The organism is Bradyrhizobium sp. AZCC 2289 (assembly GCF_036924615.1).
Taxonomy (GTDB): Bacteria; Pseudomonadota; Alphaproteobacteria; order Rhizobiales; family Xanthobacteraceae; genus Bradyrhizobium.
In genome coordinates, this window is sequence record NZ_JAZHRY010000001.1 from 4090121 (window position 1) to 4109758 (window position 19638).

General features: G+C 61.5%; 18 protein-coding genes, 1 tRNA gene and 1 pseudogene. 9 read left to right on the forward strand and 11 right to left on the reverse strand.

Annotated features, from left to right (window positions below):
• Positions 1–67: 67 nt before the first annotated feature.
• Positions 68–841, forward strand: coding sequence for a hypothetical protein (locus V1289_RS19460; protein ID WP_334398388.1), 774 nt, complete (start codon positions 68–70; stop codon positions 839–841).
• 232 nt (positions 842–1073) lie between these two features.
• Here V1289_RS19460 and V1289_RS19465 read toward each other — a convergent pair whose 3' ends face one another.
• Entirely contained in the window at positions 1074–1712 is a 639-nt protein-coding gene (locus tag V1289_RS19465) for a carboxymuconolactone decarboxylase family protein (RefSeq protein WP_334398389.1), read from the reverse strand.
• A gap of 319 nt (positions 1713–2031) precedes the next feature.
• Here V1289_RS19465 and V1289_RS19470 point away from each other — a divergent pair, with 319 nt between their 5' ends.
• Positions 2032–5139, forward strand: a complete 3108-nt coding sequence (locus V1289_RS19470; RefSeq protein ID WP_442896030.1) for a bifunctional diguanylate cyclase/phosphodiesterase — start codon at positions 2032–2034, stop codon at positions 5137–5139.
• 32 nt (positions 5140–5171) lie between these two features.
• On the opposite strand, the gene V1289_RS19475 is transcribed toward V1289_RS19470, so the two are convergent.
• Positions 5172–6251 carry an LLM class flavin-dependent oxidoreductase gene (locus V1289_RS19475; protein ID WP_334398391.1) on the reverse strand — a complete coding sequence of 360 codons (1080 nt, stop codon included), beginning with the start codon at positions 6249–6251 and terminating at the stop codon, positions 5172–5174.
• A gap of 165 nt (positions 6252–6416) precedes the next feature.
• On the opposite strand from V1289_RS19475, the gene V1289_RS19480 reads away from it, so the two are divergent.
• On the forward strand, positions 6417–6821 hold the full coding sequence (locus V1289_RS19480; RefSeq protein ID WP_334398392.1) for a YccF domain-containing protein: 405 nt from the start codon (positions 6417–6419) through the stop codon (positions 6819–6821).
• Between the two features lie 22 nt (positions 6822–6843).
• Here V1289_RS19480 and V1289_RS19485 read toward each other — a convergent pair whose 3' ends face one another.
• The 4 genes and pseudogenes from V1289_RS19485 to V1289_RS19500 all read right to left on the reverse strand — a co-directional run bounded on the left by V1289_RS19485 (position 6844) and on the right by V1289_RS19500 (position 10572).
• Complete coding sequence (locus V1289_RS19485) at positions 6844–7323, reverse strand: universal stress protein (protein ID WP_334398393.1); 480 nt, start codon at positions 7321–7323, stop codon at positions 6844–6846.
• Between the two features lie 197 nt (positions 7324–7520).
• Positions 7521–8954 carry a patatin-like phospholipase family protein gene (locus tag V1289_RS19490; protein ID WP_334407557.1) on the reverse strand — a complete coding sequence of 478 codons (1434 nt, stop codon included), beginning with the start codon at positions 8952–8954 and terminating at the stop codon, positions 7521–7523.
• A gap of 117 nt (positions 8955–9071) precedes the next feature.
• Positions 9072–9428: pseudogene (locus V1289_RS19495) on the reverse strand (cyclic nucleotide-binding domain-containing protein); the annotation flags it as partial.
• 232 nt (positions 9429–9660) lie between these two features.
• Positions 9661–10572 carry a LysR family transcriptional regulator gene (locus V1289_RS19500; RefSeq protein ID WP_334398394.1) on the reverse strand — a complete coding sequence of 304 codons (912 nt, stop codon included), beginning with the start codon at positions 10570–10572 and terminating at the stop codon, positions 9661–9663.
• 181 nt (positions 10573–10753) lie between these two features.
• Between V1289_RS19500 and V1289_RS19505 the strand changes: the two genes are divergently transcribed.
• The 3 genes from V1289_RS19505 to V1289_RS19515 all read left to right on the forward strand — a co-directional run bounded on the left by V1289_RS19505 (position 10754) and on the right by V1289_RS19515 (position 12682).
• On the forward strand, positions 10754–11653 hold the full coding sequence (locus tag V1289_RS19505) for a Bug family tripartite tricarboxylate transporter substrate binding protein (RefSeq protein WP_334398395.1): 900 nt from the start codon (positions 10754–10756) through the stop codon (positions 11651–11653).
• A 41-nt stretch (positions 11654–11694) separates the two neighbouring features.
• A complete protein-coding gene (locus V1289_RS19510) occupies positions 11695–12033 on the forward strand; it encodes a cupin domain-containing protein (protein ID WP_334398396.1) in 339 nt (112 codons plus the stop codon).
• 160 nt (positions 12034–12193) lie between these two features.
• Positions 12194–12682 (forward strand): CDP-archaeol synthase, encoded by a 489-nt coding sequence (locus V1289_RS19515; protein WP_334398397.1) that lies wholly within the window; start codon positions 12194–12196, stop codon positions 12680–12682.
• A 7-nt stretch (positions 12683–12689) separates the two neighbouring features.
• Here the strand turns inward: V1289_RS19515 and V1289_RS19520 are convergent, their stop codons facing one another.
• Both V1289_RS19520 and V1289_RS19525 read right to left on the reverse strand, forming a co-directional pair.
• Positions 12690–13628 carry a metallophosphoesterase gene (locus V1289_RS19520; RefSeq protein ID WP_334398398.1) on the reverse strand — a complete coding sequence of 313 codons (939 nt, stop codon included), beginning with the start codon at positions 13626–13628 and terminating at the stop codon, positions 12690–12692.
• A 351-nt stretch (positions 13629–13979) separates the two neighbouring features.
• A complete protein-coding gene (locus V1289_RS19525) occupies positions 13980–14918 on the reverse strand; it encodes a metallophosphoesterase (protein ID WP_334398399.1) in 939 nt (312 codons plus the stop codon).
• Between the two features lie 323 nt (positions 14919–15241).
• On the opposite strand from V1289_RS19525, the gene V1289_RS19530 reads away from it, so the two are divergent.
• A tRNA-Arg gene (locus tag V1289_RS19530) sits at positions 15242–15318 on the forward strand.
• Between the two features lie 49 nt (positions 15319–15367).
• Positions 15368–15691: a hypothetical protein gene (locus V1289_RS19535; protein ID WP_334398400.1), complete on the forward strand. Its 324-nt coding sequence runs from the start codon at positions 15368–15370 to the stop codon at positions 15689–15691.
• Between the two features lie 68 nt (positions 15692–15759).
• On the opposite strand, the gene V1289_RS19540 is transcribed toward V1289_RS19535, so the two are convergent.
• On the reverse strand, positions 15760–16395 hold the full coding sequence (locus V1289_RS19540; RefSeq protein ID WP_074272469.1) for an aspartate/glutamate racemase family protein: 636 nt from the start codon (positions 16393–16395) through the stop codon (positions 15760–15762).
• Between the two features lie 97 nt (positions 16396–16492).
• Positions 16493–17761, reverse strand: coding sequence for a serine hydrolase domain-containing protein (locus V1289_RS19545; RefSeq protein ID WP_334398401.1), 1269 nt, complete (start codon positions 17759–17761; stop codon positions 16493–16495).
• A gap of 410 nt (positions 17762–18171) precedes the next feature.
• Between V1289_RS19545 and V1289_RS19550 the strand changes: the two genes are divergently transcribed.
• Positions 18172–18561 (forward strand): hypothetical protein, encoded by a 390-nt coding sequence (locus V1289_RS19550; RefSeq protein ID WP_334398402.1) that lies wholly within the window; start codon positions 18172–18174, stop codon positions 18559–18561.
• A 325-nt stretch (positions 18562–18886) separates the two neighbouring features.
• Here the strand turns inward: V1289_RS19550 and V1289_RS19555 are convergent, their stop codons facing one another.
• Positions 18887–19624: a DUF899 domain-containing protein gene (locus V1289_RS19555; protein WP_334398403.1), complete on the reverse strand. Its 738-nt coding sequence runs from the start codon at positions 19622–19624 to the stop codon at positions 18887–18889.
• Positions 19625–19638 lie beyond the last annotated feature (14 nt).

Here is a 19638-nt window from a genome sequence, read left to right on the forward strand (position 1 = left end):
CGCTAGACTGGAGTTCGGGTGATCCCAAGTTAGACCTGATGTTTGAGGCCCGAGGTTTGAGGTCTGAATGGACTGGTTCGGCTGGCAACTCCCGAAGGACCGGGCGCACAAGGCACCCCCCTTCGGCCCTCAGGCCCTGTTGCAGGACCTGGAGACGCGCGTTCCGCGGTACCTCGACGACGTCGATGAGGGCAAGCTGATCTATCCGGCCTGCAAGCGCGCGGGCTCCGATGCCGGCGGCGATGTCAGCGCCATTTGGGACCACACCCGGCTGGAGGCCATGCGCTATGTGATGGTGGTGCCCCGGCGGGAGTTCGAACTGTTGGGCGACCCCGCCCGTCAGCCGGAAATGCTCGACGCCTATCTCCGGCAACGGCCCCACGACGATACCGTGATTGAATTCACGGGTTCAACGATGGCCGATCTGGCGATCGCTGTTGTCGCCGGCTTCAACTGGCTGAATCACTGCGCCAGCCTGGTGGAGGTCAACCGGGAGAAATTTCTGGGGACGCTCAGCGCCTTCAGAAAGATCATCGTTCTTGGCCAGCAATGGTGGGCGATGGAGGGCGCCGATGCACGCTACAGCCAAATGCTGGCGGCGCAGCAGGTGCCGCCGCTGATGCTGTATCTGGTGTGGCTGGAATATACCCGGCTCGCCAAGGAGATCGCGTCGGCCGCACGCTTCGGTCCCTCGATCGATCGGGCAATCGAGAAGCGCCGCGAGGCTCTTGCGAAGGAATTCACCGATCGTCCCGGCGAACTCGGCGCGGCCCTCGACGAACTCAGGGAAACCATGGCCGCCTTCGAAAACGCCCGCGAGCCTGCCGACCTGGATGGCTAGCACGGTGGATGGCAATGAGTTGAAGCGGCACCGGCGTCCCGGTCACCTCGCCCCGCTTGCGGGGAGAGGTCGGATCACATCGCAGATGTGATCCGGGTGAGGGGGTACAGATCCATCAACTGACACCAACTTCGCGGATAGAGCCCCTCACCCCAACCCTCTCCCCGCAAGCTGGGAGAGGGAGGACAAGAACGGCGCATCCGCCGCTCGATCGAATTCCGACTTGACCGACCTATTTCGAAAGCGCCGGCAGCGGCGGCACGCTGTCGTTCGGCGCCCCGGCCTGCATCGTGATCAGCGTCATCGAGACCAGGTCGTAATAGCCGATGATGCCGATGATATCCATGATGCCGCGCTCGCCGAATTTTTCGAGCGCCGCCTTGTAGACGGGGTCGGTGACCTTCCGGTCGCGGTAGAGCGCAGTCACCAGATCATAGAGCGCCGCCTCGTCATCCCGCATATTGTCGGGCCGCTTGCCGGCCGCGATCGCATCCGCCACCTTGGGATCGAGCTCGCCCTTGAGCGCAAGCGGATAATGCGCGAACCACTCATATTGCGCAGTCCACTGCCGCGCGGTGATCAGGATCGCAAGTTCGCTCAGGCGCGGCGGCAGCGAGGTATTCCAGCGCAGATAGTCCGACAGCGCCGACAGCCGCGGCGCCAGATCGGGGCTGCGGATATAGGCGCGGTAGGGCGGCGCGGTGAATTTTGCGTTGCGCGGCGGCACTGCAATCATGTCCGCCCAGGCCTTTTGCGGCGGGGTCAATTGCTCGGCCTTCAAGGGCGTAAAGCGGGTGATTTCCTCCGCACGGCTTGTGGGCGGCGCTGCAACGAGCGCCGCAACACCGAATACGGCGAGCCATTTTTTCATTGTTCTCTCCCTGACAGGCGCGGGCTTGTCGCCGCATTGGCTGATTCCTGCGGCAAATAGCCTAGCCCGATGGACGACTGGTTCAATGGGGTATTGAACGGCCCCTGCCCGGGGATCAGGGCTGCAATTTCGCCAGCGCGCGTCGCGACAGCCTCGAGCCAGGGCGGCCGCGACCGGTCCGCGCAACGCCGATCAAGCCTCAAGCCCGATTAAGCCTCGAGCCCGATTAAGTCTCGAGCCCGATTAAGTCTTGGGTAACCGGATTTCCTAACCGCTTATGTCATTTCTGCGTCGTATGAATTCCCTCGGGGGGAAGGGAATGCGCAATCCGTTTAACGACATAAGAGGCTTGATGTCACAAGCCGCAGCGACCGGACGAGACCGTACCGCGACGATCCGGGGCCCGGTGCTTTGGCTGGCGCTCTGCGGCGGGTTGCTGGTCGCGGCGATCTTCATCGGCACCATCATGATGGTCGGCGAATTCCGCGAGCGCGCGCTGCATAACAGCGAGCGCGAGCTGCAGAATACCGTTCTGCTGCTCACACGCCATTTCGACCAGCAGTTCGAGGACTCCGAGAAGATCGCGGCCGATGTGATCTCCCAGCTGCGCATTTCCGGCATCACCTCGTCGCAGACGTTCCGGGAACGGATGTCGAGTCCGCAAGCGCATGAGATCCTGAGATCCAAAACCAGCGGACTGTCCTATCTCGGCGACATCTCCATCCTCGATACCGGCGGAGACCTGATCAACTGGTCGAGACCCTTGCCGGCACCACCCCTCAGTATCGCCGACCGGGCCTACTTCAAGAGCTTCAAATCCAACCCGCAATCGGAAGCAATTCTGACCGAGGCGGTTCGCAGCCATCTCGACGGCAACCTGAACACCGTCATCGCCCATCGATTGAACGGAGAAAACGGGATCTTTCTCGGCGTGATGACGCGGCGCATCGACCCCGCCAATTACGAGAAATTCTTTGCCTCCGTCGCCATCGGAATGGATGCAGCCATTTCCATGTTTCATGCCGATGGCACCCTGCTGGCGCGCTATCCGCACGTCGATCAGATGATCGGGCAGAAGTTTCCAACGGCGCCGCTGCTGCAGCGCGTCCTGAGTCAGGGAGGCCCGCAGACGCTGCGGGTGCAAAGCCCGGTCGACCAACTGGACCGGCTCGGTTCCGCGGCGCAGCTCAGCCATTTTCCGATTGTCGTCGTCGCGACCAACACGGTCTCGGCCGCGCTGGCCGACTGGCGCGAGCAAACCAGATTCCTGATCACCGCCGCCACCCTGGCCGCGTTGGTGATCGCCCTGATCCTGCTTCTGATCATCCGGCAGATGACCCGGCAGAGCCGGGAAGCGCAGCAGCGGCTGGAATCGGAAAGGGGCCAGCTCGACACCGCGCTCAACAACATGATCCAGGGTTTGGTACTCTTCGACGCCTCAGCTCGCATTGTCACCTTCAACCGGCGCTACGTCGACATGTACAACCTGTCGACGGAGGTCGTGAAGCCAGGCTGTCATTTCCGTGAGCTGATGCAGCACCGCAAGGACACCGGGTCCTTTGCAGGCGAGGTGGACGAATTCTGTTCCGGCGTTATGCATAACATCGCACAGGGCCAGGTCGACCACAGCATCGTGCAATGCGCGGACGGGCGCTCCTTTCTGGCTATCAGCAAGCCGCTGGCGCACGGCGGATGGGTCGCCACGATGGAAGACATCACGGAGCGCCGCAAACTCGAACAGGAGCGCGACCGCAACTATGCATTCCTGCGCGAGATCGTCGATCACATTCCCTCGCAGATCACTGTAAAGGGGACGCATGACCGCCGCTATCTCCTGGTCAACCGCGTCGCCGAAGCACAATTCGGCATTTCACGCGATCTCATCGTCGGCAAGACGGCCTTCGATATATTTCCGAAGGCTTCCGCCGAGATCGTCACGGCCGATGACGAGACCGCGCTGCAATCCACCGATGGACTGTTCAAAGACGAACACCTCTGGAAAACCCAGGCGATGGGCGCGCGTTACATCACGTCGAGACGCATCGGAATTCGCGATTCCGCGGGCGAGACGCGATACATCATCCACGTCGTCGACGACGTCACCGAACGCCGGCGTGCTAACGAAAAAATCGCGCACCTCGCGCATTACGACGCACTGACCGACCTGCCGAACCGGGTGCTGTTCCGCGAGCAAATCGAGCGCGAGCTTCGCAAGGCGGTAAAGGGCGAAAAATTCGCCCTGCTCTATATCGATATCGACGAGTTCAAGGGTATCAACGACTCGCTCGGCCATCATGTCGGCGACGAGCTGTTGAAGACCGTGGCCGCCCGCATCAAGGACTGCATCAAGCCGACCGATCTCATCGCGCGGCTTGGCGGCGACGAATTTGCGGTGATCCAGACCGCAGTCGGCGGTGTCGCCGACACGATAGAATTCGTGACGCGAATCCACGACGCGATCCGGCAACCCTGCCGGTGCCTCGGCCATCATCTCTCCACCGACGCCAGCATCGGCATCGCGCTGGCGCCGCAGGACGGCACCGATCTCGATCAGCTGATCAAGAACGCCGATCTGGCGATGTACGCCGCCAAGGCCGAAGGACGCCGGACCCATCGCTTCTTCGAGCCGGCCATGGACGCCCGCGCCAAGGCCCGGCTCACCATGGAACGGGATCTGCGCCAGGCGATGGTCGATGGCGGTTTCGAAATCCATTACCAGCCGCTGCTCGATCTCCGCAGCAACGAGATAACGGGTTGCGAGGCGCTGCTGCGCTGGCGTCATCCCGAACGCGGCATGGTCTCGCCCGCGGAGTTCATCCCGCTGGCGGAGGACACCGGTCTGATCAACGAGCTCGGCGATTGGGTGCTGCAAACCGCCTGCGTCGAGGCCGCCACCTGGCCGCATCAGATCCGGCTTGCCGTCAACGTCTCGCCGATACAGTTGAAGAACCAGACGCTGGCGCTGCGGATCGCCAGTGCGCTCGCGGCCTCCGGTCTCACGCCAAGCCGGCTGGAGATCGAGATCACCGAGGCGGTGCTGATCCATGACGACGAGACCGCGCTGGCGATCCTGCATCAGCTGCGCGCCATCGGTGTCCGTATCGCGCTCGACGATTTCGGCACCGGCTTCTCCTCGCTGAGCTATTTGAAGCGATTCCCGTTCGACAAGATCAAGATCGACCGTTGCTTTGTCAGCGACATCGAGGTCGACGGCTCGGCGGCGATCGTGCAGGCGGTGGTCAATATCGCCGCGGCGCGCAACATGACCACCACGGCCGAAGGCGTCGAAACCAAGCAGCAGCGGGAAATATTGCGGAAGCTCGGCTGTACCGAGATGCAGGGCTACCTGTTCAGCGCGGCCAAGCCGGCCCTCGAGGTCAGGCGATTGCTCGGTGCAAGCCGCAAAAAGGCGCAGGCGCTGGCCTGATGTCGTCCGCTGCAACGACTATCGGGCGCGCCTTACGCCGCCCACCGGTTGCGATTGGTTTCGGCGAGAATGGGCCGGATCAGCCGCCCAAAACGCTCGGCCTCCTCGTCATGCAGATAGCCGGACAGGCAGAACGAATGACAGCCGGCATCGATGAATTGCTGCAGCGTGCCGGCGCATTGGGCGGGATTGCCGACCACGGCGATGCCGGCGCCCGGACGGACTTTCGTGATGCCGGTCCATAAATGCGGCAGCAGCAGGTCGCCATGTTCGCGGGCGAGCTGCTGCACGCGCTGATTCGCCTCGGACCTGTTGTAGAGCGTCTTCATCTCCTGCTTCTGCCGCTCGGTGGCGTGACGCACCAGTTGATCTGCGGCCTCCCACGCATCCGCTTCATTTTCGCGGCAGATCACCTGCAGCCGCATCCCGAAGCCGATCTCGTTCTCGCGGCCATGCGCGCGCGCCATCTGCCTGATCTCGGCGATGTTCTGCGCGATGCGCTCCGGCAGATCGCCCCAGAACAGATGCACGTCGGAATGCTTTGCCGACAATTCCCAGGCCTGGCGCGAGCCGCCGCCGAGATAGAATTTTGGAAATGGCTGCTGCAGCGGCCGCGGCCTGATGTGCGCGCCGGACAGCTTGTGAAACCGGCCCTCGAAATTCAGCGGGCCGCGCGTCGTCCAGAGCGCCTTGAGGATCGAGACCTCTTCCTCCATCAGCGCGTAGCGCTCCTCCTTGGCATAACGCACGCCCTCGCCTTCGACTTCACTCTCGTTCTGGCCGGCGATCAGGTTGATGCAGATTCGTCCGCCCGACATCTGGTCGAAGGTCGAGATCATCTTGGCCAGCAGCACCGGATTGATGTAGCCCGGCCGCGCCGCGATCAGCGGCTTGATCTTCGATGAACGCGCCGCCATGAACGCGCCGGATATCCAGGCCTCCCAGCAGGTCGAACCCACCGGGATCAGCAGATATTCGAAGCCGGCCAGTTCCGCCGCCTGCACCACGCGGTCGCACAATTCAGGCGACCCGGCGATTTGCGCCTCCATCAGGCCATAGGCCGTGGTGTCACCATGCGTGGGCAGATACCAGCCGAATTCGAGCGGACGCATCGACACTTCTCCCTTTGGACGGGTTGCTTGATCGCATTGGGAAACAGTTTACCGTCTGGGTTCCCCGCGGCAATCGGCTTGGTGCGGAGCCCCGACGCAAGCCGGCCTCCACCGTGCCGCGATTTTTGATTTCAATCCTGCGTCTGGCAAGGTAGAGATGGCGCCATGTCCCCGGTCTCACTGCTCCTGAATATTCTCTGGGTCGTCCTCGGCGGCGCATGGATGGCTGTCGGCTGGCTGGTCGCCGCGGTCATCATGGCGATCACGATCATCGGCCTGCCCTGGGCCAGGGCCGCGTTCAATATAGCGGCCTACACCCTGTTTCCGTTCGGCCAAAAAGCGGTGTCGCGCGATGCCTATACCGGACAGTCGGATATCGGCACCGGACCGCTCGGCGTGATCGGCAACATCATCTGGCTGGTGCTCGCGGGATGGTGGCTGGCACTCGGGCATGTCATCACCGCGATCGTCATGGCCGTGACCATCATCGGCATTCCGTTCGCCTGGGCGCATCTGAAGCTCGCCGGAATAGCACTTTGGCCGATCGGCAAGACCATCGTTCCGGCCTGATGGCGTCAGCGCAATATCCGGCCTAACCCGAGGCCGCTCTTTCCATCGGCGGCTTCAGCTGCTCGAACTCGTCGTCGCTGATTTCGGTCTGGGCGACCAGCACGCTGCAGCGGAGCCGCTTGACCAGGTAGCTGCCGACCGAACCGAACCATCGCGCCAGCGGCCCTTGCGGGCGATGACCGACCACGACGAGGTGGGCCCCGATTTGCTCGGCGACTTCCGCGATCTTTTGCCCGGCATCTCCGACTTCCAGTCGCGACGTCGGGGAAAAGCCCAACGCCCTCAGCCGTTCCGAGCCTTCGTTCAGGATGGCTTTGTAATCGTCGGCTTGCTGCTCGATCGGGATCGCAAGCCCGGCCTCGGGGGTCATGATGGACGAGATCTCGACGACCGCGAGCAGAAAGACCTCGGCACGGCAAAGTTGCGCGAGCTTGGCGCCCTCCCGCAACGCGCGCCGTCCCTCGATTGACCCGTCATAGGCGAGAAGAACCTTTCTATACATCAGGCGCTCCCATTGATGGTCGAGACGAGCAAAGACTAGCACCAATCGGCCGGGGCGGATCAGATTTTTGGCCCTTCGCAAGTTTAGACCCAGGTAAAAGGCGGCGGCCTCCGCCCGGGTCCCCCTTTTCCGAGCCCCCCGCAAGGCCGTTGCCGCACCGGGCCGATCGGCTAAATGAGCCCCTGCACACCCGAAGCTCAGCTGGATAGGGCGTTGCCGGCGAATTCGACGAGATGGCGAGGTCGTTCTGTGGCCGGGTTGCCGTCGGCGAGGATGGCGGCGACTGCCGCGTTGCCCTCTGCCTCCAGCGCAGCGATAGCCTGTCGAGCCCACAGGTAAGACGCGTCAAAAATCTCCGTATGGCGGTCGAAATCTGTCACATCGATTCCGGGCGGACAGGGCGGCCGCAGTACCAAATCGAGCGGCGCGGTCGGCAGAGTATCGTAACGCTGATGCGCCACGAGACTTCGCCACAGCACGTTGACCGCACTCGGTGCGGCGGGAAGCAGCTTCTTGCGGAACGGCATCAGCATGGCCGCAAAGAGCTCGATCCGTCCAGGCAGCGCCTCATACGCGACGTCGAACATCTCGGCCGCCGGCTCGCCGAAATGCACGACCAGATTGGGACCGCTCTTTAGTTGATGCATCGGCGCCAGCGGCACATTATCGATCAGGCATCCATCGACAAGCATCGCGCCTTGTGCCGTATAGAAGGGCGGCAATAGTCCAGGAATTGCACTCGATGCACGCACCGCCTGCCACAGCGGTCCCGACCGGATCAATTCCAGACTGTGAGTCGAAAGATTGGTTGCGACCGCCGCGAAAGGCCGCCAGCAATCCTCGATCCGGCAGTCGCGGCCGTATTGATCGGCGAGTGCACGATCGAAAGCCTTGTGATCCAGCAGGGCGTAGCGCGGCCAGGTTGGCCGCCGGAAGCTGCGGCTTCTGACGAAAATTTCGTGTGTGCCGCGCTCAAGATCCTCGGCCTCGAAATTCTTGGCAAATCCCGCCGCCATGGCTGAGCCGACACTGGTGCCGACAAAGATATCGAACATCACGCCGAGCTCACGAAAAGCTTTGTAGATACCTACATGTGCGGTTCCAAAGCTACCGCCGCCGGCGGCCACGAATCCAATCGCGCGGCCGGACAGAAAACGGATCAGACTGTCGATATCAACCTGATCTTCCAGAGCAACATGGTGATGCATGAAGGAGGGCAGCCGGGCAAGCCAGGCCGCGGTGCCACTGACCTGACTGCTCCGTCGGTCATGAACGCGAACGAGGCGGCGCGCCGACATCGGATGAACCTCGCAAGCGAACGCTTCGACGTCCGTCAAGGCTCCCGCGGGGGCATCTCCACGGCACGCGAACACAACCATGTCGGCCTGGCGGATAGCCTTGCGCGCCCATGCCAACGATTCGCGACCTCCGAGGTAAACCACCAGCGGCGCGGCGTGTTCGAGTCTGTTAAGCCAGTCAGCGACCTCTGGCGCGTCCAGCGCTCGCCCAGGAAACATGGCGTTGACTCGAACGGGATCGACGATCTCGGCATCGATAGCGGCGAGCCCATCACGTATTCGACGATCAAAGGCGCCTGGCACCGGCTCGCGTCCACCGTCGATCAGCGCCACGGTTCGCGCCTTCGGCGAAGCGCGAAGCGGCGTGAGGCGCGCAGTCTCCTTGGCGAAACGGCGCGCGAGGGCCGCAAGCAGTGCCTCGACGATGGCCGGGGCGTCCCTGGCAAGCTCCTGGTAGGCTGCGCGCGTCAGCGCCAGCACGCTGGTGTCGCGGATAGCGATCACATCGGCGGTGCGCGGAACATTCGCGAAGAAACCGATTTCACCCACTATTTCACCGGCGCGCAGCTCGGCGATAGGTTCTGGATCGCCGTGCCTGCACACCGCGAGCGCACCATGCAGCACCATAAATAATGAGTCCGAGGGGCCCCCTTGTGCAACGAGCATTTGCCCGCGCACGAGATCGCGGCGGACCATTGCGTTGAGCGCCTTCAGCCGCTGTTCCGAACTGAGCGTTCTGAACAGAGCGAAGTCCTCCGACACGTTACCCCAGGCAAATGTCGCGCTCGCTCCGCTCATTGGCGACATCCAGTTCGATTGCACAACCCGATGTTAGCGCCCGGCGGCCCGTACCGCGAGCAGTAAAGGGGCGATGCGCCAGCCCGCCGCCGCAATGCATCTTATGGAAGCGCTGCAACATGAACCGCGAAACACCCCGCCGCCTCTGAGGCGCCACCTTGGAACACAACCCCCTCGATAGCCGCCGTGCCGTACCACCCCGGGGATCGACACGATGGGCCACAACTCGACAGGGCATCTATCATTTTCGCTTCGCCAGCGGCTTTGCGAGTTCGCGGGCGCAGTCAATGAAAAGCCGTGCGCCGGGGCTGATCGCGCGGTTCTTTAGGGTGACGATTACATTTTGCACCTGGGCCATTTGCAGTTTAACGGGCAAGACCTTGATCTCCGGGCGCATTATGGGAAATCTCAATATGGACGCCGGGAAAATCGTGACAAAGCGCCCGGTCGCCAAGAGACTAATCCTCACCTCGGGGGAATCGGTAACCACAGTCGTGCGGGGATAATCGAGCCCGCAGGCGCGAAACGCCTCTATTGCGATCGACCCAATCACGCTTTTCGGCGGTGGCAGCGTCCACGATTCGCTCGCCAGTTCGGCAAGCTCGATCCTGCGCCGCCGAACCCACTGATTTTGCGCGCCCGCTGCGACGACATAGGAGTCATCAAAGAGAAATTCGAAGTCCAGTCGCTCGTCTGCAGCGGGGCCGAATCTCCGTACGATCAAGAGATCGACGTTACGATCGCTCAGTTCACGGCGCAGTGGCTCCAGATATGCGGTGACGAGATGAAACACGATGCGCGGATAGCGCCGGGAGAGCCGATCAACGACGGCAGAAACAAAGCTTGCGGCCAGAATGGGGGTGCATCCGATCCGCACTTCCCCGGACGTAGGGTCGGCGAGAAACTCGATGTTCTTCACCGCCTGGCGCAGGTCATCGAATACGGCCACTCCGCCATCGAGCAAGGCGCGACCGTACTCGGTCGGCTCGACGCCCTGGGGGTTGCGCTCAAGCAGTCGCACGCCAATGGTACGTTCCAATTCCGCGATTGATCTGGAAATGGCGGGTTGGGTTGTGTTGAGGAGCGCGGCCGCCTTGCTCATACTGCCGGCCTGCACGACAGCCATCAGGACATGGAGGTCGTGCAGCTTCATCCGGAGTCCGATACGATCGCACAACTGCATCTCGGCACCCATTGCAAGACTGATATAGCTATATCAAAACATAGCATTATGCGCGTATAGCAGCATTCACGTATTTTCGCCGTCGACCTCGCGGAACAGCCGGCGACCCAGGACCGCACCTCTCGCAAGCCCGGAACCGGAGGAGGACGCCATGAACCTTCGACGCCGCCAATTTCTGCATCTGGCAGCCGCCGCCGCGGCCCTCCCTGCCGTATCGGGCTTCGCCTGGGCGCTAACCTATCCGTCGCGACCGGTGCGCATCATCGTCGGATTTGCCGCCGGCGGCCCGAACGACATCCTCGCGCGTCTGATCGGTCAATGGTTGTCGGAGCGGCTCGGCCAGCCATTCGTCATCGAGAACCGGGCAGGCGCAGGCAGCAATATCGCCACCGAGGCGGTCGTGCGTGCGCCTCCGGACGGTTACACGCTGCTCCTGGTCGGTACGCCGAACGCGATCAATGCGACGCTTTACGACAATCTCAATTTCAATTTCATTCGCGACATCGCACCGATCGCGGGCTTAATCCGCGGCGCCCTCGTCATGGTGGTACATCCCTCGGTTCCGGCCAAGACACTTCCCGAGTTCATCGCCTATGCCAGGGCGAATCCGGGCAAGCTCTCCTACGGTTCGGGCGGCGTCGGCGGGATCACCCACATCACCGCCGAGCTATTCAAGCAAGAGGCCGACGGCCTCGACATTGTGCACGTGCCCTATCGCGGCGTGACGCCCGCGCTCACCGATCTACTCGGCGGGCAGGTGCAGGTCCTCTTTACCAACCTCGCCCTATTGATTGGGTATATCGGGATCGGCAAGCTGCGCGCGCTCGCAATAACTACGGCGACCCGCTCGGACGCGCTGCCGGACATCCCGACCGTAAGCGAGTTCGTTCCGGGCTACGAGGCAAGCTCGGTCTTTGGCCTCGGTGCGCCCAGGAACAACCTGGATGGCACCGCGCTTGGCGGCTCGCCCGCCGATTTCGGCAAGCTCATCGCCGACGAAACCGAGAAGTGGGGCAAAGTAATCCGGCTGGCCAATATCAAGCCGGAATGAGGTTGACCGCCACATATTGCGCAGAATTGGAGAGAGTTCACATGCAGCCGCTAAACTCCGCAGGCCGGACCTATGATGTTGAACGTCGCGCCTGTCACGCTGCACGGCCCGGCTTCCGCATCGCCGAGATGCAGATCGGTCCGACCCAAACGGTACCTTGGCATTACCACACCGAAGCGCAGGATACGTTCTACGTCATCAACGGAACGATACGTGTTTTTACGCGCGAGCCGGAAGAAGAGGTGTGCCTGACGGTCGGTATGACCTATTCTGTTCGTCCGGGGCGGCCTCACCTTGTCGTTAATGCCGGTGACACCTCGGCCGTATTTCTGGTCTTGCAGGGGATGGGCGAGCACGATTTTGTCCCGCTCACCTCATGACGGGTGGCTCGCCGCGCCGGGCGTCAAATGTCTGCTTCGGTTGTGCGCCGTGCAGGGCGGCGCCTTCCGGTGGGTGCAAGCCCCACCCGGCAACGATCGCCGAATCACGAGATGGCGATGAGGGGTCGCGCAACGGCGCGGGCTGCGATAGCCTGCGAGGATGCATTTTTTGCACATACTGCAGTTATTGGCGCTATTGACGTTGGCCAACGGCACGCCGATCGTCGCAAAGAAGATATTTGGCCAGCGTTTTGCTCGCCCGCTGGATGGCGGAATCAAGTTTTTTGATCGGCGGCCGTTGTTTGGTCGCTCGAAAACCATTCGCGGCATCACGGCTTCGATCCTCATCACGACGGCAAGCGCCCCGCTTATCGGCCTGGATTTGACTATCGGCGCTATCGTGGCAGGCGCGGCAATGGCGGGGGACCTGTTCTCCAGTTTCGTGAAGCGCCGCCTGAACTTTCCGCCGAGCAGCCAGGCGCTCTGCCTCGATCAGGTGCCCGAATCCTTATTTCCGATGCTGGCATGCCGCGATCTACTTTCCTTGACGATCGCAGACATAGCGCTTGGCGTCGGGATCTTTTTTATCGGCGAGCTAATTCTGTCCCGCCTTCTATACAAGGTCCACGTGCGCGATGAACCATATTAGCTTGCAGTCAGCCGCGCCGAAGGCAATGCAGGGTGATTTCCGGTGAACAGTTGAAGCGCACAGGAACAACGCTCGATCCTGCACCTACCGAGGTGTAGCCGCTCATGCCGTGATACTGCCAGGCTCCCGCCCCCATTCGTCGCGGCAATACTGCATCAAGTATGATCGGAATAGACCCTGGCAGACAGATCTGCCCACCGTGGGTATGTCCGCTCAGCAGCAGATTAAAATCGGCATGAGCCGCCTGGCGATAGATTTCCGGTGTGTGCGACAACAGGATGGAGAACTCGCCATGCGGTATCTGCAACGCAGCTTTTTCGATGTTATCGACCCTATAGTGGCGCGCGTCATCGATTCCGGCGAGATAGATCTGTTGATCACCGCGCTCGATCACCGTGCACTCGTTGAGTAGCATCCGTATTCCCATCGCTTCCAGCCCCGGAACCATCTGGATGGTATCGTGGTCGCCAAGCACCCCATAAACGGGCTCATTTAGATGAGCTCGCACTCGTGCGACGCCCTCCAGGGTTGCCGCGAACGGTCCAAAACTCTTCCCTCGATAGTCGCCGGTTAGAACACATAGATCATAACGCATGCCGCCGATGAGTTCGATCAGGCGCCGCATTGCACCCTCATTCATATCCACATGCATGTCGCTGATGTGTAATATAGTGAAGCCGTCAAAAAGCGGCGGTAAGTTCTTGAACATAACGTCGTTGCGCTTGATGAGAATGCTTTCTGTATTCCGGCGTCCGCGCCAGTAGAGACCGGTCAGCTTCAGGGTATTTCGAATGACAGAAGGGACCGGATACCAATTCCTGATGTGAAGGAGGAAGAGGCTTTGGCCTAAGATTTGCGCCTCGGAGTCGGTCTCGATGCCCAGTCGCTGTTTCGCGTGGAGCGGTCCGAGACGTTCTGCCAGTTTGCGCAAGACATCTTCGTCCATGGAATAACTTCCTCCCAAATCGGCTCGACCTTCCCTGGGGGCATCCGGCTCCGACGGGCACTATAGAGGATTCCGGCCATTTCCGGTTCGAGCCCTCTCGCATTTCTGGTTCGGGTCTGCTCAAGCGTTGGATTTGCGTCTCACCCTCCGGCGGCGCGGGGCCGCTGGCCGACATCGCGACGTTGGCCGAATAGACGGAATCACCGAAGTCAGATGCTCTTTCCGAAAGGAGGTGTGCGCGTGGCGAGCATTGACACCCGCGAGGTCTAAACGGACTTGTTCGGTTGGCGCTCCCCGAAGGATTCAGCGCCGCGGCGATGCAACATTTGCTTATACTGCAATTGCTCGCGGTCAGCCGCGCCGAAGGCAATGCAGGGTGATTTCCGGCGGGCAGTTCAGGCGCACAGGAACGACGCTCGATCCCGCACCTACAGAAGTGTAGCCGCTCATGTTTTGATACTGCCAGGCTCCCGCCCCCATTCGCCGCGGCAACATTGCCTCCAGCTTGATCGGAATAGATCCGGGCAGACAGATCTGACCACCATGTGTATGTCCGCTGAGCATCAGGTTGAAATTAGCATGCGCAGCTTGGCGATATACTTCCGGTGTATGCGACAACAATATAGAAAACTCACCATCGGGGATCTGCGACGCCGCTTTTTCGATATTATCGACCCTAAAGAAGTGCGCGTCATCGATGCCGGCCAGAAAGATGCGCTGATCACCGCGCGCGATCACTTCACATTCGTTGAGCAGCATCCGTATTCCCATCGCTTCCATCGCCGGAACCATTTGAATTGTATCGTGGTTGCCGAGCACACCATAGATCGGCTGCTTTAGATGGGCTCGCAGTTTTGCTACGCCCTCTATGGCCGCCTCGAACGGTCCAAAAGTCTTTCCTCGATAATCGCCGGTTAGAACACACAGATCGTATTGTAGACTGCCGACCAGTTGGATCAGGTTCCGCATGGCAACCTCGTTCATGTCCACATGCAGGTCGCTGATATGAAGAATGATGTAGCGGTCGAAAACCGACGGTAACGCCGCAAACTTCACGTCGTTTCGCCGAACAATAATCCGCTCTGCATTCCGGCGAGCACGCCAATAGAGGCCCGTTAGCTTCAGCGCATTTCGAATTATCGCGGGCGCCAGATACAAGTTCTCTAAATGAAAGAAGGTCAGCCCCTGGCCAAAGACTTGGGCTTCGTGATCCGCCTCGATCCCCAATCGCTGTCTTGCGTGGAGTGGCCCGAGACGTTCCTCCAGTTTGCGTAAGATATCCTTGTCCATGGAAGAAGTTCCTCCGAAATGGCTCGATCTTCCATGGGAACATCAGGCTCTGCCAAACACTACAAAGTATTCCCTTCGGGCAAACAGTTTGTTTTACTCAGCAGCATGGCTGATTTGCCGTCCCCGGCAACTCCCGGCGGGCAATGAACTATCTTCCGCGACATCCCTCCGAGGATCGCTCGTGCCACAGTCCCGGCACGCTCGGCACAGGCCCCCTGCACGATTCGAACGTCTGACCGGTGCCTTTGGAGCCTTGCTCCTCCCAAATCGGCCCCCGCAAGGCCGTTGCCGATACCAGGCCAATCGGCTAAATGAGCCCCTACGCACCCGTAGCTCAGCTGGATAGAGCGTTGCCCTCCGAAGGCAAAGGTCACACGTTCGAATCGTGTCGGGTGCGCCAGGATTTTCGTACCCCCGAGGGGTGCCAGTGTGGTGATGAGTGACCCGGAATGGCTGAAGCCGATCTAGACGTCGTAATCCGGCAGCTCGCAAAGCAGCAAAACAAGAGCCTGATCGCCGCCGCGAAGAAGCGGCGTGACCAGTATGCGGCCCGGGCGGCCAAGGCGAAGGACAAGGAAGCCAGGGACCGCTTCAGGCTGATGGCCAAAAGCACCATGTTGCATGGCGCAGCCGCGGCGAAGCGGCTGCAGAACTCGGCGGAAAACACCGCGGATAGCTACGCCCGGGCGATCAAGAACGCGGCGGAACAACCGCCCGCAAAAATGCCCGCCAAGAAAGTCGTCAAGAAAGCGGTCAAGAAGAAAGAAGCCTGACCGCCCCGGTCGCGTATTCCCCGCCGCCGGACCCCGTCATCACCGGAGCGACCCGGCACCGGCGGCATCTAGCCCCCCGAAAGCATCGCTTTCAATTTCAGCACCGCGCTGTCCGGCGTCGTGAGGATCGGCCGTCCGGTTGCCTCGGCGACCATGGCCGCCGCCGGCGCCAGGCTGTACTGGGCCAGCGCGATCAGGTCGCAATCGCGCAGATCCTTTGACGCCTCCGTCACCAGGCGATCGTGCTCGGCGCGGTCGCCGCGGTCGAGCGCCGCCAAAGCGCCCTCCGCCAGCTTTGGCACGATCTCGATGGAAGCGGGGAATTCCGGCGGCATCGACGCCAATGTCGGCGGAAACGTCGACAGCAAGCCGATTCTGCGGCCTCGTGCGACGGCCTGTTCGATCATCGCCTCATTGGGCTTGAGCACCGGCATCGGCGCGTGCGCGCGGGCCACGGCTTCGATGCAGGGGCCGAACGCCGAGCAGGTGAAAAGGATGCCATCGGCGCCGGTGCCGGCGGCATAGCGCCCCAATTCCAAAAAGCGTTCGGTCATCGCCTCGGAGAGCCGGCCCTCGCGCGCCAGATCGGCCGACAGGCTGTCGTCGAGCAAATTCATCAGACGCGCTTCCGGCCAAAGTTTTGCGAACGCGGTCTCGACCGGCACGATCGAATGTTTCAGGGCATGGACGAGGGTGATGCGCATGGCCCAAGTCTCGCCGCCGCGCCGCCCGTGTCAACCCTCGATCCCGCAAAGGTTCGCCGCCGGCGTCGCCCGCAGCAATTGCTCGCGATGCCTGGAGTCAAGCCGGCCCGAGCGCGCGGTAAATGCCATGCTCGAACTGACGATAGACGTTGAGCGCACGCGCGTCGGCGAACGGCAGGATTTGCATCATGATCACCCCGGCAATATCAGACGCGGGATCGATCCAGTAATAGGTATTGTAGAGCCCGGCCCATGTCAGGCTGCCGGCCTTGCGGCCCTCCCGCACCGGATCAAGGTTGATCATGTGTCCGAGACCCCATCGCAGCCGGACACCTGGAAAGAAATCGACGTCGTTCGACAAGGCCGGATTGGTCGTCTTCATGATGCCGGCTTCGATATTGCCGATCTGGTTGGCCGACATCAGCGCAACCGTCTCCGGCCGCAGGATGCTTTTTCCGGCAAGGCTCCCACCGCTCAAGAGCGCCTGAAGCAAGGTCAGGTAGTCCGGCGCGGTCGAATAGATGCCGCCGCCCCCTGAGAACACCTTTGGGATCGTTCGCTTCTCGATCGGCTGCGGAACCAGCGCTCCGTCCGCTTTGCGCAAATACAGGCTCGCCTGGCGTGCGCGTTGCACCTCGGTGACCGTGAACCCGGTGTCCTTCATGCCGAGCGGCGCAAGAATGTGGTCGTGGAAATAGCGGTCCAGCGTCTCGCCGCTGACGATTTCCACCAGCCGGCCGACCCGGTCGAGGCTGCCGCCATAGGCCCATTTGGTGCCGGGATCGAACGTCAGCGGCATTTGGGGCAGCGCAGGGTCCTTGCGCGAGAGCTTGAGGTAGCGAACGAGGTTGGGGTCCCAAAGCTGATAACTAAATCCGGATGTGTGCGACAACAGGTTGCGCAAGGTGATGGGCTTTTGCGCTAGGCGCAATTGCGGCGCGCCCTTTTGGTCGAAGCCTGCGAGAACCCAGGGCGATGCCAGCGTCGGATCGATCCGTTCGGCCGGCGCGTCCAGTTCAAGCTTGCCGCCTTCCACAAGCTGCATGGCCGCAACCGATGTCAGCAGCTTGACCATCGAGGCGATGCGAAAGACCGTATCAACCGAGAGCTTCGGCGCCGCGCCCATGCCGCGCATGCCGAACGCGCCCTGGTAGATCACCGACTGCGCCGTTGCGGCCATTGCGACAACGCCAGGCACCGCCGCCGCCGCGACGCTTTTTTGCAAGACCGCGTCGATTCCACTGCCGCGAGACAGCGCGCGGAACGGCGCAGCAAGGCCGGGGAAACACAAGCCCGGCATCGCATTCGCGGCTGCGACCGCTGCCGTTTGCACCAGGGCATCACGCCGGCTGAACCGAGCTGTCATGGACGGACACTCAGGGTTTCGGCCGGCGTCCTGATCGATCCTGTCCGGCTGATCTTCCTTGTTATACCGGAGCGCAGGCTCGTCCAACCCGGATTTTGCCGGATCGCTCTTCGCGCAGCGATCGAGCGGCGCAGATTGCCTGGATTTGTCTTCGGAAGATTGCGGAAAAATTCTCGATCCGGTTTCGGATAGGAGCTGACGGCGCGAAGCGTTCCCCGCAAATCAGGGATAGGATTCTTGAGTGCGCCGGGCAGCAGCCTGGCGCATTGCACCGGCAGCACGCGACGCCCGTGTCCGTAGTCTTGCGGGACGCCATGCCGCGATTTTCTCTCGTATCATGCGGATACTAACTGATTCGCGGCACAAACATTGCTTTTGAATATCGCGGCTGGAAAACTCGGGAGTGCGGAATGAAACGCATTGTCCTCGGTCTGGCGTTCGGTTGCATGTTTGGTGTTTCAAATGCCCGCGATCTCGGACAGTGGGAGGCGGGAGATCCGGCGATCCGCGAATGGTATCAAGCGCTGATGCAGCCGGATAATCCCGCGGTTTCGTGTTGTGGCGAAGCCGATGCCTATTGGGCCGACGAGATTCACGTCAGGGACGGAAAGACCTACGCGACCATCACGGACGATCGGCCGGACGAGCCGCGCCGTCGGCCGCATGTCGACGTCGGAACGGAAATCGAGATTCCGAACCACAAGCTCAAATGGGACAAATCGAATCCGACCGGGCACGGGATCCTGTTCCTGAGCCGCGGCGGCTACGTTTATTGCTACGTGCAGCCCGGCGGCGTGTAGCGACCTGCTCGCGCGCAACATCGTCATCCCGCGCAAGGCGCTGCACCCGGCGCTCGCCAAGAAGTTTCTCAACTACGTTCTTTCCGAGTCCGACCAGGCGATTGTCGCCGATGCGTTTGGGCTTTCGGTTACGGGATTGGGCACCGATCGCGAGCAGATAAAGACGCGGTATGTCGCGGACAGGCCGGGGGTGCTCAGCTTTCCGACATTGGGCCTGCCCGCGCTAACTTACCTCGACCTCTTGAAGCGTGAACAGTTCGTGCACGCCTGGCAAAAAATCGTATCGCCCTAGGCTCTGCCGTGGAACCAGCCTGTGATCACGCGCTCAGCTGTGACAGCACGACGCCTGAACCGGTGCCGGCTGGTACTGGTCGCACAGCCGCAGCCAGTCCATCGGATAGGGCAGGCCCTCCTCGTGGCGCCCGAGCGGCGTCAGGTCGAGATAGTGATAGGCGGCGTTCATCATGTCGAGGCCGCGCGCAAAGCAGGAATAGGTGTGCAAGATGCTGCCGGCTTCGTCGCGGTAAAACACGCTGATTCCCGGCGCCTCCTCGACGCCAAAGCCGGAGGTGCCGAAATTATAGACCTTGGCGCCCGATTTGATTTCATCCGGCGTGAACGAAACCGCGAAGTCATAGTTGAAATCACTATTCGCCGATGAGAGCCAGTCGAACTTCCAGCCCATTCGCTGCTTGAACGCGGTGAGCTTTTCCGGCGGCGCGCGCGAGATCGCGACCAGCGCGGTGTCGCGCGCGGCAAGATGCGGGATCATGCGCTCAAATCCATCCGCCCAGAACGAACAGCTCTTGCAGCCCTCGTTCCAGTCGGGCGCAAACATGAAATGCTGCACCACGAGCTGGTTGTGGCCCTTGAACAGATCGGCCAGCGCCACCTTGCCCGCAGGCCCGTCGAACGGATAATCCTTGTCGACCTTGACCCACGGCAGTGCGCGGCGCTCCTCGCTCAGCCGGTCGCGGGTGCGGGTAAATTCCTTCTCGTGCGCCAGATGGGCCTTTCGCGCCTCGATCCACTCTGCGCGCGAGACGATTTTGTGCGGTTGCATGAGAGGCTCCTTGC